Below are 14,746 nucleotides of genomic sequence, written 5' to 3' on the forward strand. Positions count from 1 at the left end.
GGCGGGGGCAGGACGGGCCGGCCCCGGACCGCGGAGCAGAGGGTCGGTCGGACGTCGTCACAGAGAGGCGCGGAGGCGTCACACCTCTTGCTCCCGCATACCCCCTGGGGTATGTTGTGATCGGCGTCACCGCAGACCGTCGAGCCGAGCGACCCCGCCGGGCCGCTCCTCCCAGGATGGAGAACGGATCATGCACCAGAGACTGATCGTCCCGGCCGCCGCGGTGCTCCTCGTGACGGCCGTCAGCGCCTGCGGTCCGCAGGCTTCCCCGCCGACCGGGGACGGCACCGTCCCGACGTCGAGCCCGTCGAGCCCGTCGAGCTCGGCGACGACGAGCCCCGCGTCGCCGGGCCCGACCACGACGGGCCTGACCACGACGGGCCCGACGACGCAGCCCGGAACGGCGCCCGCCCCGGGCGCTGCCGGGGCGGTCCCCTCGGTGTCGATTCCTCCGGCCGCGGCCGACCCCATGGCCGCGGCCGCGTGGGAGGCCCTGATGTCCCCCGAGGGCGAGTACGCCGCCTCGGCGCAGTACCGGGCGGTCGTGGACGAGTTCGGACCCGTCGAGCCGTACGCGAGCATCCAGGCCGCCGAGGAGCAGCACGTCGACGCCCTGACCCGCCAGCTGGAGCGGCTCGGTGTCACGGTCCCGCCGAACCCCTACACCGGGCGGATTTCCGCGCCCACCGACCTCGAGGCCGCCGCCACCGCCTGGGCGGCCTGGGAGACCGACAACATCGCGCTCTACGACCGGCTGCTGGAGGAGGTCCGCGGGGACGAACCCCTGACCCGCGTCTTCACCAACCTGCGCAGCGCCTCCCAGGAGATCCACCTGCCGACGTTCGAGACCGCGGCGGCCAACGGGGGCCGGCTCACCCCGGAGCAGATGCGGGACCTGGGCCACGGCTGACCCGTCGCTCCTCCTGCAGGAGGAGTGCGCCGCGGCCGCCCGCGGGCCGTCCGCCGCCTCCCGCGCGGATCGGCTCCGGGCGGACTCGTCATGTCCGGTCGGGACTGACCTCCCCCGGAGACCGTGCCCGCCCCTAGACTGCCGAGCAGGGGGCGCGTGAGCCGCGTCACCGCACCGGGAGTGCCGAGGAGGACACCATGAGGATCCGCGCCGCCGTCGTCGAGGGGATCGGGGCCCCGTTCGAGCTGGAGGACGTCGAGCTCGCCGAGCCCGGCCGCGGGGAGGTGCTGGTCCGGATCGTCGCGACCGGGGTCTGCCACACCGACGCCATCACCCGTGCGGGTGACATGCCGCTGCCGCTGCCGGGGATCCTGGGCCACGAGGGCGCGGGGATCGTGGAACGGGTCGGCGAGGGCGTCGGCGCCGTCGTGCCCGGCGACCGGGTCGTCATCGGGTGGCCCTCGTGCGGAGCGTGCCGCAACTGCCTGGACGGGCAGCCCCGCTACTGCGCCCGGACCGGGGAGGCTCTCGTCTCGGGCCGCCGCTTCCGGGGCGAGGACGCAGGGACCTCGGCCTACACGCGGGCGGACGGCTCGGAGGTCTCCGGGCACTTCTTCGGCCAGTCGTCCTTCGCCACCCACTCGATCGTCCTCGCCGACGCCCTCGTGAAGGCGCCCGACGACGTGCCGCTCGAGCTGCTCGGACCCCTGGCCTGCGGGCTGGGCACGGGCGCCGGCGCGGTGCTCAACGAGGCCCGCCCGGAGCCGGGCTCGTCCCTGGTGGTCTTCGGCGTCGGGGCCGTGGGGCTGGCCGCGATCATGGCCGCCCGCTGCACCGCCGCCACCACGGTCGTCGCCGTGGACCTGCACGACTCCCGGCTCGAGCTGGCCACCCGCTACGGGGCCACCCACGTCATCAACTCCCGGGACACGGACGTGGTCGCGGAGGTCGCCCGGATCACGGGCGGCTCCGCCGACTACGCGTTCGAGTGCACCGGGGTGGTCCCCGTCGTGGAGCAGGCCGCGGACTGCGTGGGCATGCTGGGCACGCTCGTGCTCATCGGCGGCGCGCCCGCCCAGGCGCGCTTCAGCCTCGACCACATGCACGCGCTGTGGGGCAAGCGGATCGTCGGGGTCCTGGGCGGCGGCAGCCGCAGCGGAAAGTTCATCCCCGCCCTGATCGACCTCCACCGGCAGGGGCGGTTCCCCTTCGACGAGCTGGTGCGCTTCTACGAGCTCGACGAGATCGAGCAGGCCCTCGCCGACAGCGGGTCCGGCGACGTGGTCAAGCCCGTCATCCGCATGCCCCGGTGAGACGGCGCCCCCACCGCCGCGGCGGCTCCGGCGGGCACGGGCACCCGGTTCAGTCGATCCGCAGCTCGTGGACGCCGCGCTCGAGGCCGCGCTCCACCGCGGCGATGACGTCGTCCACGTTGTGCCCCGGCGGCAGCCGGGGCGGCAGGCCGGTGAGCGCCCGGTCCACGAGCCCGGTGTCCATGTGCGGCAGCCGGGCGTCCATCACCGCGATCCGACGACGGCGCAGCTCCCGCCGCAGCGACCCCAGCCACGAGGCCATGGCCGCCTTGCTGGCGGCGTAGCCGGCCATCCCGGCCAGCGGCAGCTCCGCGACCACCCCGGTGAGGACCGCGACCGCGCCGCCGTCCGCGACGTGGGGCAGGGCCGCCCGGATGACGGCCATGGGGCCGAGGGCGTTGACCTCGAACAGCTCCTCCACGACGGCCTCGTCCTCGTCGGCCGCCGGGCCGAACGCGGCGACCCCGGTGGCGATCACCACGGCGTCGAGCCCGCCGAGCTCCTCGGCCGCACGGCGCACCACCTCCGCCGCCTCGTCGTGGTCCACGAGGTCGAGGGCGTGGGCCGCGCGCAGGCCGAGGCCGCGCCGCAGCTCCTCCGCCGCAGAGGCGGAGCGGCCCGTCACCACGATGTCGGTGGTGCGCTCGCTCAGCCGTTCGCACAGCCGCCGCCCGAGGACGCCGGTCGCCCCCACCACCAGGATCCTCGCGCCGTTCAGGTCCATGGCCCCACTCCTGTCCCCGGTGCGACCCCGGAGCGGGCCGTGCCCCGAGCGTACCCACGCTCTCCGACAGCGCCCAGGAATTTGCGATCCCACAACGATCGCCGGGCGTCCGCCGCCCGCCGTTGCCGACCGCGAACCGGGCGGCGTAGCCTGCAGTCCTCGGAGCCGGGCCGGGCGCACGCCCGGGGCGCTGGTGCTCCGCGATCGGGGGGCCGTCCACATGTCACCGACCACGTCACGATCGACCCGGGCGCTGGGCGCGGCCGCCGCGGCCCTGCTCCTCCTGGCCTCCTGCGGCACCCCGTCCGGAGGGGACTCCTCCGCCGAGGGCACGAGCCCGGCCGCGTCGCCGGCCGCCACGGCGGCGGAGTCCCCGACGGCCACGGAACCAGCCACAGAACCAGCCACGGAGAGCCCGTCGCCGACCGCCGAGAACCCGACGGCCGGTCCGACGGAGGCCCCGACCAGCACGCCCACCGCGAGCCCGACGGCGAGTCCGACTGGGGCTCCCGCGGAGCTCGTGACCTACTCCGGCACGGCCGCGGACGCCGCCTTCGCCTTCGAGCTGCCCGCGACGTGGAGCGTGGACGGGGACTTCTCGGACGTCGGCGGCACGGTGACGGTGCTCGGGCCGGACGGTGCTCCCGTCGGCCACCTGTCGGTCCTCATCGCCTGGGGCGCCGAGTGCGGCCCCGACTGCTCGATGCCGCCGGTGGCCCACCTCGGGGACGTCCCGGGGAGCGTGCCGCTGTCCAGCAGCGGGGAGTTCGTGGTGCGCTCCGTGGCCATGGACCTGACGTCCTCGCCGGAGCTGCGCAACGCGTACGGCTGGCCGGACGCCGTGCGGCTCGTGACCTCGCTGACCGATGCGGACGCCCCTCCGCCCACCACGATGCTGCCGCACGTCCTGTACGGCCTGGGGCTGGTCGAGACCGGGGTGGTCGCGCCCAACGGCATCACCTACCGGACGGTGATCTTCAGCTCGGTCCACGACTTCCCCACGCTCGAGGCCGCCCGGGAGTACGCCGGATCGGAGCAGCACCGGCAGGTCGAGGCGATGATCGCCTCCTTCCGCGCCTGAGTGCTCGAGAGGCCGTCCCGGGCGCCGTGGACCACGTCGTGCCAGGGGCGAGGCGGCGCGGATGCTGCTACGCGGAGTCGTCGAGGGGGGCGTACCCCATGCGCCGGCTGACCCGCAGGCCGGCCTCCTTGAGGTCCTCGACCAGGTCGGCCATGTGCTGCTCCGTGAACCGGAACGCCGGTCCCGAGACGCTGATCGAGGCGATGACCGTGCCGAGATGGTCCCGCACGGGCACGGCGACGGAGTTCAGCCCGATCTCGAACTCCTCGCACACGGTGGCGTAGCCCCGGGCGACCACGACGATCAGCTGTCGCTCCAGCTGCTCCCTCGACGTGATCGTGCGCGCGGTGAGGGCCGGCATGCCCTGGTCGCGGAGGACGTGGGCCCTCTCGTCGGACGGCAACCCCGACAGCAGCACCTTCCCGCTGGCGGTGGCGTGCAGGGGGGTCAGGCTCCCGATCCAGTCGTGGGTCGCGACCGAGGAGGGGCCCATCTCCTGGTCCACGTTGACGGCGTGGCCCTCCCGCAGGACCGCCAGGTTGACCGTCTCGGAGTGGGTCCGGGCCAGGCCGCGGACCTCGTCGCGCGCCTCGGCCACCACGCTCAGCCGGCCGGGGATCGCGTGCGCCAGCCGAAGGATGCCGAACCCGAGCTGATACGGGCTCCCGTCGCTCGGGTGGTGCACCAGGCCCCGGGACTCCAGGGCGCCGAGCAGCCTCGACGCGGTGGACTTGTGCACGCCCAGCTCCGCGGCCACCTCGGTCACCGTGGAACCACCGGTCCGGGCGAGGACCTCGAGCACGGTGATGGCCCGGTCCACCGACTGCACACCCCCCGGGGTGACCCCGTCCGTGCCGGGCTGCTCCTTGGCGGCGTCGGGGGCGGTCGGGGGTCTGGGGCCGGGGGAGGACATGACTCCATGGTAGTCAATCGTCATTGTCGCGCTCCGTCCGCTCCGCCCGCTCCACCCCGGCTCGCCGGGGTGGAGCGGGCCGGGCGCGCGGTAACGTGCCGTGCGGGCCGGGCGCGTCCCGGACCGTCCCGCGGTGTCATGGGCGGGCCGCCTTCTTCTTCCGGACCTGGCCGTTCTCCTGGCCCTTCACCCGGGCGTAGATCGGCTGACCGGCGGCCGTGGCGTCCACGGCCTGGATCTGGCCCGTGGGCGGATCCGTGCTCTCCTGGGTGACCAGGGTGAACTTCTGGTGCCCGTACTCGTCCACGGCGGTGCGGATGGCGCGGCGCACCACGGAGTCGGACAGCCGCTGGCGCAGCCACATCGGGTCGGCGCGCAGGTCGCGGGTCAGGGCGATGCACAGGACGCACATCACGAGGACGAACGGCAGCGCGGCGACGATGGTGAGCCGCTGCAGACCCCCCAGCGCCTCCGCGGGGGTGTCACCGCCGGCCAGGAGCATGACGGCCGCGACCCCGCCCATCAGCACGCCCCAGAAGATCACGACGGGCTTCGACGGCTCGAGACTGCCCCGGGAGCTGAGGGAGCCCATCACGATGGACGCCGAGTCGGCACCGGTGACGAAGAAGATGGCGGTGAGCACCATGGCCAGCACCGCCAGGCCGATGGTCAGCGCCTGCGGAGTGCCGAGGCTGTTGAACATGTCGTAGATCGCGCCGTCGAAGGAGATGGTGGGGACGCCGTCGACGACCGTGGCGATCCCGTCGCCGGGGTCGGGGGTCGCGTTCGCCGTCCGCTGGATGTGGATGGCGCTGCCGCCGAAGACGGCGAACCACAGCAGGGACACCAGGGAGGGCACCAGCAGCACGCCGGTGACGAACTGGCGGATGGTGCGACCGCGGCTGATGCGAGCGATGAACATGCCCACGAACGGCGTCCAGGAGATCCACCAGGCCCAGTAGAAGATCGTCCAGCTGGACAGCCACGCGCGCATGTCCTCGCCGCCGGAGGCCTCGGTGCGGGCGGCCATCTCCGGCAGCTGCTGGAGGTAGGAGCCGATCGCGTTGGGGATGAGGTTGAGGATGAACAGGGTGGGCCCCACGACGAAGACGACGAGGGCCATGACCACCGCGAGCACCATGTTGGTGTTGGCGAGGAACTGGATGCCGCGCTCGATGCCCGACACCGCCGATGCCACGAAGCAGAACGTGAGCACCGCGATGATCAGCACGAGCATCGGGGTGGCCACCTCGCCCACCACGCCGTTGAACTGCAGACCGCTGCCGATCTGGAGGGCGCCCAGCCCGAGCGAGGCCGCGGAGCCGAAGAGCGTGGCGAAGATGGCCAGGATGTTGATGATCTTGCCGCCGGCGCCGTCGACCGCCCGCCGCCCGAACAGGGACACGAACGCCTCGGAGAGCAGGTTCTTGCGGCCCAGCCGGAAGGTGCCGTAGGCGATGGCGATGCCGAGCACCGCGTACATGGCCCAGGGGTGCAGCGTCCAGTGGAACAGCGACGTGGCCATGGCCGTCTCGACGGCTTCGGCCGTGCCGGCGTCGACCGTGGCCGGCGGCGGGGAGATGTAGTAGTAGAGGGGCTCGGCGACGCCGTAGAACATCAGGCCGATGCCCATGCCGCAGGCGAACATCATGGAGATCCACGAGACGGTCCTGAACTCGGGCCGTTCGCCGTCCTTGCCCAGCGGGATGTTGCCGAACCGGCCCAGGGCCAGCCACAGGACGTAGGCGACGAACAGGGAGGACAGCAGCACGAAGATCCACCCGGTGTTCTCCAGGACCCACCCGAGCGCCGCGGTCGAGACGGTGGACAGGTTCTCCGTGCCGACGAAGCCCCAGACCACGAAGGCGACGACCAGGGCGCCGGTCACACCGAAGATCACCTTGTCCAGGCCCCGGGGCTCTCCCTGGAGCGCGCTGCGCCGTTCCTGGACCCCCTCCCTGAGCTCGCCGAGGATCTGGGTCTCCTCGGCCTCCGCCTCGTGGAGGTGCGTCGTGTCGTCGACGGGACAGGCCGGCGGGGCCTCCGCGTCCGAGGACGGAACCAGTGGTGGATTCTCAGTGCTCATCGTGATCCCCTCCCGGGAACAGGTGCTGCGGCCCGGTCCCGGAGGACCGGGGTGGCGCCGTCCCGACGACGTCGCCGACCTTGTCGGTGATCCAGTCGTGGAAGGCGCCGATGTGGTGCTCGGAGGGGACGAGGACCCCGCCGGTGGCGTAGATCTTGGAGCTCATGGCGGGCTGGCAGCGTTCGCAGGCGTCGAAGTCCTGCTGGTTGACGCGGTGGAAGAGCTCCACGGAGGTGGAGACGTCCTTGCCGGAGTCCACGACCGAAGGGAGGTAGAGCCAGTCGCACTCCACGACGGTGTGGTCCGGGGCCAGCGGGAACATGCGGTGGATGATGACGTGGTCGGGGACGAGGTTGACGAACACGGTGGGCTTGACGGTGATGGCGTAGTAGCGGCGGTCGTGGTCGTCGTCGACGCCGGGGAGCTTGTCGAGGCCCTCGGAGCCGTCGATGGTGAAGCCGCGCACGTCGTCGCCGAACTCGGCGCCGTGGCCGACGAAGTACTGGGCGGCGAGGCCGTCGGCGAACTCGGGCAGCACCTCCGTGAGCTCGGGGTGGATGGTGGCGCAGTGGTAGCACTCCATGAAGTTCTCGATGATGAGCTTCCAGTTGGCCTTCACGTCGTAGGTGATCCGCCGGCCCAGGGAGAGGTTGGCGATGTCGTAGCCCTCGATGGCCTGGGTGTCCCCGAGGCGCTCCTGGATGTCGCCCATGACGTCCTCCTCGAAGGACGGAGGGTTCTCGGCCAGGCAGACCCAGACGTAGCCGAGGTACTCGCGGACCGGGATGGTGACCAGGCCGTACTCCTGGCGGTCGATGTCGGGCATCTTGGTGAGGTTGGGGGCGGCGATGAGCTTGCCGTCGAAGTCGTAGGTCCAGGCGTGGTACGGGCACTGGAAGGAGCGCGCGGCTTCGCCGGCGTCCTCCATGCACAGCTTCACCCCGCGGTGGCGGCAGATGTTGTAGAACGCCCGGATGCCGTGCTTCCGGTTGCGGGTGATGATGATGGACTCCCGCCCGACCTGGACGGTGCGGAAGGCTCCGGGCTTGTCCAGGTCGGCGGCGCGCACGGCGCAGAACCACATCTGCTCGAAGATGCGCTCCTGCTCGGCGCGGAAGACTGCCTCGTCCACGTAGGTGGAGCCGGGCAGGGTGGAGATCAGGGACTCCGAGACAACGTTGATCGACAACACGAACTCCTGGGTTCGGACAGTGCGCAGAGCGCGGGGTGGGAGAGGGAGGAGGAGTGGCAGGGCTGCGTGGGCGGTCAGGCCGCGAGCGACTGGACCGCGGCGACGGCGAGCTTCTCGAGGGTCTTGCGCCAGCGGCAGAAGAGCCTCGTCTGGTTCCAGGCGAGCACGGCGACCGGCTCGTCCCCGGCGTAGTAGACGGCGAGCAGGGAGTCCTGGTCCGGGCCGCCGTGCTCGTAGGCCACGCGGTCGGCGCGAGAGGCGTCGCCGGCGAACTGCAGGCGGGTGCCGTACTGGTCGGACCAGAAGTACGGGGGCTTGACGGCGGGCAGCCCGGCCGGGTCGGCGCCCAGCAGGGCGCCCACGGCCACCGCCGGGCGCTCGGCGGCCCCGGTCCAGTGCTCCACCCGGTGGTGGCGGCCGGTGCCCGGCTCCCACCACGCGGCGCAGTCGCCCACGGCGACGACCCCGGGGATGCTGGTGGCCCCGACGGCGTCGCACAGCACGCCGTTGCCCAGCTCGATCCCGGAGCCCTCCAGCCAGGCGGTGTTCGGCGCCGCGCCGATGCCCACGACCACCACGTCGGCGGGCAGCACCCGGCCGCCGGCCAGGCGCACCGCGCTGACCGACCCGCCGGTGAACTCGAACTCCTCGATGTCGACGCCGCAGATCAGCTCCACGCCGGCGCGTTCGTGCAGCCCGGCGACCACCCCGCCCAGCTCGGTGCCCAGCGGGCCGCACAGGGGGGTGGGGGACTTCTCCAGCACCGTGACGTCCAGACCGAGGGCGTGGGCGGTGGAGGCGACCTCCGCGCCGATGAAGCCGGCGCCCACGACCACGAGCCGCCGCCCGGCAGCCAGCAGCCCGCGGAGCCTCTGCGCGTCGGCGACGGTGCGCAGGCTCACCACGTTCGCGCTCCCGGCGAGCTGCGGCAGCGACCGGGGCGAGGCCCCGGTGGCGATCACCAGGCCGTCGGCGCGCACCGACCGCCCGTCCTCCAGGTGCACCAGGCGGGTGGTCGCGTCGAAGGACACCGCCCGGGTCCCGAGGATCCACTCGGCCTCCAGGGCCTCGTCGTCGGTCTCCAGGGCCAGGTCCTCGAGCTCGATCCGGCCGGCGAGGAAGTCCTTGGACAGCGGTGGGCGGTCGTAGGGGCGCTGGGGATCATCACCGATGATCACCAGTCGTCCGGCGAACCCGAGGTTCCGGGCGGCCCGGGCGGCGGACAGGCCCGCCAGCGACGCTCCGACAATGACGAGGGACTCCATGAGGGACCCCTTTCAGATCTTCGTCCTGAATGACCCGGAGCAAGGGCGGGGAGGTCCGAGGTCCGGACGTCCTGTGCGCTTCGTGCAACACGGCTCACAATGTGAGAATCAGCGTGAACCTCGTCACCGGCCCCGTCAAGGGGTCCGGCGAATTCGACCCGGGGAATTTACATTGCGTCCCCGTGCGGCCCGGCGCGGGTTCCGGGTGGGCCCCGGCTCTTGACAGGGTTCGGCGGAAGTCCTCACGATGTTGCACATTGCAACACTTGTTGCTCATCGTGAGGCAGTGCGGTCGAGGTGGCAACGCTCGGCACAGCAGGCCCGAGCCACCTCAGGAAAGGATCCGCTCCGATGCACCAGGCCTGCCCCCTCAAGGACCTCGCCCCCGGTGACGCCCTGCGCCTCGACACCGTCCCGCCCATCGCCGTCTTCCACACGGAGGAGGGCGAGCTGTTCGCCATCGACGACACCTGCACCCACCAGGACGCCTCGCTCGCCGACGGCTGGGTGGAGGGGTGCGAGGTGGAGTGCCCGCTGCACGCGTCCAAGTTCGACCTGCGCACCGGCGCGGTGGACGCCCCTCCGGCCAAGCTGCCGGTGCGGGCCCACGAGGTGAGCGTCGTGGACGGCATCATCATGGTCGAGGAGTCGTCCGAGGCACCGAACCTGCCGCCCGGTCTCACCGTCAACGGCCACGAGTCCCGGCCGAGCTGAACCCGGCCGAGCCCCCGCACGACATCCGCAGGTCAGGAGAACCGCCCCATGAGCACCACCCCTCGCGTCGTCATCATCGGAGCCGGCGTCGTCGGCACGAACCTCGCCGACGAGCTCGTCCAGCGCGGCTGGACGGACGTCACCGTCCTCGAGCAGGGTCCGCTGCCCCTTCCCGGGGGCTCGACGTCGCACGCGCCCGGACTCGTCTACCAGACGAACCCGTCACGGACGATGACCCACTTTGCGCGGTACACCGTCGAGAAGCTCGTCTCCCTGGGCTGCTTCAACCAGGTCGGCGGTCTCGAGGTGGCCACCACGCCGGCGCGGCTGGAGGAGCTCAAGCGCAAGGTGGGCTACGCGGCCTCCTGGGGGATCGAGGGCCGGCTGCTCACCCCCGAGGAGGTGCTCGCGCAGCATCCCCTGGTCAACCCCGAGATGGTGCTGGGCGGCTACCACGTGCCGACGGACGGGCTCGCCCTGGCGGCCAAGGCGGTGCAGGTGCTCATCGAGCGCACCACGCGCGCCGGCGTGACCTACTGCGCCGAGACGATCGTCACCGGCATCGAGCGCTCGAACGGCCGCGTGACCGGCGTGACCACGTCCGACGGAACCGTGCCGGCGGACATCGTCGTCTCCTGCGCCGGATTCTGGGGACCCGCGATCGGCGAGATGGCCGGCATGCCGTGCCCCCTCCAGCCGCTGGCCCACCAGTACGTCTTCACCTCCGGGGTCCCGGAGCTGGTCGGCAAGCACGACGCCCCGAACGGCGCGACCCTGCCGATCCTCCGGCACCAGGACGCGGACCTCTACTACCGGGAGTGGGGGGACCGGATCGGCATCGGCTCCTACGCCCACCGCCCGATCCCGGTGGACCTCGCCGACCTGCCGCACTACGCGCCCCGCGACATCGCCCACGACCGGATGCCCTCCCGCCTGGACTTCACGCCCGAGGACTTCACCGAGCAGTGGGCCGAGAGCCGGCGCTTCCTGCCGAGCCTGCGCGGCAGCGAGGTGGCCGAGGGCTTCAACGGCATCTTCTCCTTCACCCCGGACGGGGGCCCGCTCATCGGTGAGTCCCCGGACCTCGCCGGGTTCTGGGTGGCGGAGGCCGTGTGGGTCACGCACTCCTCGGGTGTGGCCAAGGCCGTGGCCGAGCTGCTGGTGGACGGCGCTCCGGAGACGGACCTGCACGGCTGCGAGGCCACCCGGTTCGACGACGTGCAGCTCTCCCCGGAGTACGTCGAGGAGACGGGCAAGCAGAACTTCGTGGAGATCTACGACGTCCTCCACCCCCTCCAGCCCCGGGAGTCGCCGCGCAACCTGCGGGTCAGCCCCTTCTATCCCCGGGAGCTGGAGCTCGGCGCGTTCTTCCTGGAGAGCCACGGGTGGGAGCGCCCGCACTGGTACGAGTCCAACGCCGCGCTCCTGGAGCAGCTGCCCGAGGAGTGGCGCGAGCCGGAGCGCGAGCCGTGGGCGGCCCGGTTCCACTCGCCGATCGCGGCGGTCGAGGCATGGAAGACCCGCACCGCCGTGGCGATGTACGACATGACCCCGCTCAAGCGCGTGACGGTCGAAGGTCCCGGGGCCGCCGCTCTGCTGCAGCGGCTCACCACCGGCAACGTCCTGCGCAAGCCGGGCGCCGTGACGTACTGCCTCCTGCTGGACGAGAAGGCCGGGATCCGCAGCGACATCACCGTGGCCCGGCTCGGCGAGAACCTGTTCCAGGCCGGCATCAACAGCAGCGTGGACGTGGCGTACCTGTCCGCCGAGGCCACCCGGCAGAGCGCCGCGGACCCCACGGCCTGGGCCCTGGTCCGGGACACCACCGCCGAGACCTGCTGCATCGGGCTGTGGGGGCCGAAGGCCCGGGAGGTCATGGCGAAGGTCTCCCGCGACGACCTGTCCAACGACGGCCTGAAGTACTTCCGCACCAAGCAGATCCGGGTGGGCGGCCTGCGGGTCACCGCGATGCGCCTCTCCTACGTGGGCGAGCTCGGCTGGGAGCTGTACACCACCGCGGACCAGGGACTGCGGCTGTGGGACCTGCTGCACGAGGCGGGCCAGGAGTTCGGCATCGTCCCCGCGGGGCGCGCCGCCTTCAACAGCCTGCGCGTGGAGAAGGGCTACCGGTCCTGGGGCACCGACATGACCACGGAGCACACCGCCCTGGAGGCGGGACTGGACTTCGCCGTCAAGAAGGACAAGGGCGAGTTCGTGGGGTCGGCGGCCGTGGCCTCCGACGGCCAGGTGCGGCGCCGGCTGCGCTGCCTGACGGTCGACGACGGCCGCTCCGTGGTGATGGGCAAGGAGCCCGTGTACGTGGACGGCGCCGCCGCCGGCTACGTCACCAGCGCCGTCTTCGGCCACACCGTGGGCCGCCCGGTCGCCTATGCCTGGCTCCCGCCGGAGCTCTCCGAGGGGGACGGCGTCGAGATCGAGTACCTCGGCGAGCGCGTCCCCGCCACGGTCAGCGCCGAGCCGCTCGTGGACCCCGGCATGGAGCGCATCCGCGGCTGAGGCCCCTGCCGTCGCGGCCGGGGCGTGCGCCGCTCCGGCCGCGGCTCTTCGTCCCGACCTCGGGACTTCCCAGTACGACTTCTGCGATCGAGCACCGTTACCGGTGCCGACGACGACGAAAGGCAGTTCCAGCATGCACAAGGTCAAGGGCGTGGTGTCCAAGGGCAAGAACCAGCCGGTCAGTGTGGAGACCATCCTGGTCCCGGACCCCGGACCGGGAGAGGTACTGGTGGACGTGCTCACCTGCGGGGTGTGCCAGACCGACCACCACTACGTCCAGGGCGGGGTGGGCGACGACTACCCGTTCCTGCTGGGCCACGAGTCCTCGGGCGTGGTGTCGGCGATCGGGGAGGGGGTGACGGAGGTCGCCGTGGGCGACCACGTGATCCTGAACTGGCGAGCGGTGTGCGGCGAGTGCCGGGCCTGCCGCAGGGGCGAGCCCTGGTACTGCTTCGCCACCCACAACGCCACCCAGAGGATGACGCTCGAGGACGGCACCCCGCTGACCCCGGCCCTAGGCATCGGGTCGTTCGCCGAGAAGACCCTCGTCGCCGCCGGGCAGTGCACCAGGATCGAGGCCGACCTCGAACCGCACCAGTACGCGGCCGTCGGGCTGCTCGGGTGCGGCGTGATGGCCGGCATCGGCGCGGTGCTCAACACCGGCGCCGTGAAGCGCGGGGAGTCCGTGGCCGTGATCGGCTGCGGTGGGGTCGGGGCGGCCGCGATCGCCGGTGCCGCCCTGGCCGGGGCCACCACGATCGTGGCCGTGGACCTCGACGACGAGAAGCTGGCCACCGCGGAGCATTTCGGCGCCACTCACGTGGTCAACTCGAAGGAGCAGGACCCCGTGGCGGCGATCCGGGCGCTCACGGGCGGCAACGGCGCCGACCTGGTGATCGACGCCGTGGGCATCGCCCCCACCTTCCGGCAGGCGTTCGAGGCCCGTGACCTGGCCGGCCGGATGGTGCTGGTCGGGGTGCCCGCCCCCGGCACCACGTGGGAGATCCCGCTGGACGAGGTCTTCGGCCGCGGCGGGTCCATCAAGTCCGCCTGGTACGGCGACACCCTCCCCTCCAGGGACTTCCCGATGCTGGTGGACCAGTACCGGCTCGGCCGGCTGGACCTCGACGGGTTCGTCACCGAGCGCATCGGCCTGGACGACGTCGAGGAGGCCTTCGCGAAGATGAAGGCCGGCACCGTCCTGCGCTCCGTCGTGGAGCTGGACCGCTCGGCGACCGGCGCGGAGGAGCGTGGCCTGGAGACCGGCGTGACCGCCCCGGCCGGAGCGGCCCGATGACCGCGCGGCAGGATGTGGGGCAGCGCACGGACGCCACGGGCCGGGTCCGGGTGGAGCACCTGGTGACCTCGGGGACGTTCTCCCTGGACGGGGGCACCTGGGAGGTCGAGAACAACGTGTGGATCGTGGGCGACGACGAGCAGTGCGTGGTCATCGACCCGGCCCACGCCCCGCAGCAGGTCGTGGACGCCGTCGGCGGCCGGGCAGTGGTGGCCATCCTGCTCACCCACGGCCACGACGACCACATCCGCGCCGTCGTCGAGGTCGCCGAGCAGCTGCGGGCACCGGTGCACCTGCACCCGGACGACACGATGCTCTGGGAGCAGGTCCACCCCGCCCGCCGCTTCGACCGCATCATCCGCGACGGTGACGTCTACTCGGTGGGCGGGGTGCGCCTCACCGCGCTGCACACCCCGGGCCACTCGCCGGGCTCGGTGTGCTTCTGGGCGCCGGACCTGGGCGAGGGCGGAGTGCTGTTCTCCGGGGACACCCTCTTCCAGGGCGGTCCCGGCGCCACCGGCCGCTCGTACTCGGACTTCCCCACGATCGTCGACTCCATCCGGGACCGGCTGCTCACGCTGCCGGGGACCACGGAGGTGCTCACCGGCCACGGGGACACCACCACGATCGGCGCGGAGGCCCCCCACCTGCAGGAGTGGATCGACCGCGGCCACTGAGCCGGCAGGAGGCCGGCCCGGGTGACGTTCCGGAGCACGCACGACGTCCCGGAGCAC

At 72.4% G+C, this 14,746-nt stretch carries 13 protein-coding genes; 7 read left to right on the plus strand and 6 right to left on the minus strand.

Annotated features, from left to right (window positions below; translation table 11 throughout):
* Positions 1–126: 126 nt before the first annotated feature.
* The gene (locus CK505_RS18795; RefSeq protein ID WP_126346653.1) at positions 127–375 is read right to left on the minus strand and encodes a hypothetical protein; all 249 of its coding nucleotides are present in this window, start codon (positions 373–375) and stop codon (positions 127–129) included.
* 64 nt (positions 376–439) lie between these two features.
* Between CK505_RS18795 and CK505_RS03260 the strand changes: the two genes are divergently transcribed.
* Both CK505_RS03260 and CK505_RS03265 read left to right on the plus strand, forming a co-directional pair.
* On the plus strand, positions 440–910 hold the full coding sequence (locus CK505_RS03260) for a DUF2202 domain-containing protein (protein ID WP_141246771.1): 471 nt from the start codon (positions 440–442) through the stop codon (positions 908–910).
* Between the two features lie 197 nt (positions 911–1,107).
* On the plus strand, positions 1,108–2,223 hold the full coding sequence (locus CK505_RS03265) for an NAD(P)-dependent alcohol dehydrogenase (RefSeq protein WP_017833554.1): 1,116 nt from the start codon (positions 1,108–1,110) through the stop codon (positions 2,221–2,223).
* Positions 2,224–2,272: 49 nt separating this feature from the next.
* On the opposite strand, the gene CK505_RS03270 is transcribed toward CK505_RS03265, so the two are convergent.
* The gene (locus CK505_RS03270) at positions 2,273–2,947 is read right to left on the minus strand and encodes an SDR family oxidoreductase (protein WP_035923498.1); all 675 of its coding nucleotides are present in this window, start codon (positions 2,945–2,947) and stop codon (positions 2,273–2,275) included.
* Positions 2,948–3,167: 220 nt separating this feature from the next.
* Between CK505_RS03270 and CK505_RS03275 the strand changes: the two genes are divergently transcribed.
* Complete coding sequence (locus CK505_RS03275) at positions 3,168–4,028, plus strand: hypothetical protein (protein ID WP_141246772.1); 861 nt, start codon at positions 3,168–3,170, stop codon at positions 4,026–4,028.
* A 67-nt stretch (positions 4,029–4,095) separates the two neighbouring features.
* On the opposite strand, the gene CK505_RS03280 is transcribed toward CK505_RS03275, so the two are convergent.
* The 4 genes from CK505_RS03280 to CK505_RS03295 all read right to left on the minus strand — a co-directional run bounded on the left by CK505_RS03280 (position 4,096) and on the right by CK505_RS03295 (position 9,484).
* Entirely contained in the window at positions 4,096–4,941 is an 846-nt protein-coding gene (locus CK505_RS03280; RefSeq protein WP_095650215.1) for an IclR family transcriptional regulator, read from the minus strand.
* A 136-nt stretch (positions 4,942–5,077) separates the two neighbouring features.
* Positions 5,078–7,027 carry a BCCT family transporter gene (locus tag CK505_RS03285; protein WP_095650216.1) on the minus strand — a complete coding sequence of 650 codons (1,950 nt, stop codon included), beginning with the start codon at positions 7,025–7,027 and terminating at the stop codon, positions 5,078–5,080.
* A complete protein-coding gene (locus CK505_RS03290; RefSeq protein WP_095650217.1) occupies positions 7,017–8,216 on the minus strand; it encodes an aromatic ring-hydroxylating dioxygenase subunit alpha in 1,200 nt (399 codons plus the stop codon). The genes CK505_RS03285 and CK505_RS03290 overlap by 11 nt, the downstream gene beginning before the upstream one ends.
* Before the next feature lie 77 nt (positions 8,217–8,293).
* Positions 8,294–9,484: an NAD(P)/FAD-dependent oxidoreductase gene (locus CK505_RS03295; RefSeq protein ID WP_095650218.1), complete on the minus strand. Its 1,191-nt coding sequence runs from the start codon at positions 9,482–9,484 to the stop codon at positions 8,294–8,296.
* 351 nt (positions 9,485–9,835) lie between these two features.
* Between CK505_RS03295 and CK505_RS03300 the strand changes: the two genes are divergently transcribed.
* The 4 genes from CK505_RS03300 to CK505_RS03315 all read left to right on the plus strand — a co-directional run bounded on the left by CK505_RS03300 (position 9,836) and on the right by CK505_RS03315 (position 14,689).
* The gene (locus tag CK505_RS03300; RefSeq protein ID WP_035923488.1) at positions 9,836–10,198 is read left to right on the plus strand and encodes a bifunctional 3-phenylpropionate/cinnamic acid dioxygenase ferredoxin subunit; all 363 of its coding nucleotides are present in this window, start codon (positions 9,836–9,838) and stop codon (positions 10,196–10,198) included.
* Between the two features lie 48 nt (positions 10,199–10,246).
* The gene (locus tag CK505_RS03305) at positions 10,247–12,715 is read left to right on the plus strand and encodes an FAD-dependent oxidoreductase (RefSeq protein ID WP_095650219.1); all 2,469 of its coding nucleotides are present in this window, start codon (positions 10,247–10,249) and stop codon (positions 12,713–12,715) included.
* A gap of 133 nt (positions 12,716–12,848) precedes the next feature.
* On the plus strand, positions 12,849–14,012 hold the full coding sequence (locus CK505_RS03310) for an S-(hydroxymethyl)mycothiol dehydrogenase (RefSeq protein ID WP_095650220.1): 1,164 nt from the start codon (positions 12,849–12,851) through the stop codon (positions 14,010–14,012).
* Complete coding sequence (locus CK505_RS03315; RefSeq protein WP_095650221.1) at positions 14,009–14,689, plus strand: MBL fold metallo-hydrolase; 681 nt, start codon at positions 14,009–14,011, stop codon at positions 14,687–14,689. The genes CK505_RS03310 and CK505_RS03315 overlap by 4 nt, the downstream gene beginning before the upstream one ends.
* Positions 14,690–14,746: the final 57 nt, after the last annotated feature.

Source organism: Kocuria sp. WN036, assembly GCF_002287015.1.
Lineage (GTDB): Bacteria > Actinomycetota > Actinomycetes > Actinomycetales > Micrococcaceae > Kocuria > Kocuria rosea.

Coding starts and splice junctions, on each gene's coding strand:
- CK505_RS03265 (WP_017833554.1), top strand. CDS start 1,108: ATGAGGATCCGCGCCGCCGTCGTCGAGGGGATCGGGGCCCCGTTCGAG.
- CK505_RS03305 (WP_095650219.1), top strand. CDS start 10,247: ATGAGCACCACCCCTCGCGTCGTCATCATCGGAGCCGGCGTCGTCGGC.
- CK505_RS03280 (WP_095650215.1), bottom strand. CDS start 4,941: ATGTCCTCCCCCGGCCCCAGACCCCCGACCGCCCCCGACGCCGCCAAG.
- CK505_RS03295 (WP_095650218.1), bottom strand. CDS start 9,484: ATGGAGTCCCTCGTCATTGTCGGAGCGTCGCTGGCGGGCCTGTCCGCC.
- CK505_RS03270 (WP_035923498.1), bottom strand. CDS start 2,947: ATGGACCTGAACGGCGCGAGGATCCTGGTGGTGGGGGCGACCGGCGTC.
- CK505_RS03300 (WP_035923488.1), top strand. CDS start 9,836: ATGCACCAGGCCTGCCCCCTCAAGGACCTCGCCCCCGGTGACGCCCTG.
- CK505_RS03310 (WP_095650220.1), top strand. CDS start 12,849: ATGCACAAGGTCAAGGGCGTGGTGTCCAAGGGCAAGAACCAGCCGGTC.
- CK505_RS03315 (WP_095650221.1), top strand. CDS start 14,009: ATGACCGCGCGGCAGGATGTGGGGCAGCGCACGGACGCCACGGGCCGG.
- CK505_RS03285 (WP_095650216.1), bottom strand. CDS start 7,027: ATGAGCACTGAGAATCCACCACTGGTTCCGTCCTCGGACGCGGAGGCC.
- CK505_RS03275 (WP_141246772.1), top strand. CDS start 3,168: ATGTCACCGACCACGTCACGATCGACCCGGGCGCTGGGCGCGGCCGCC.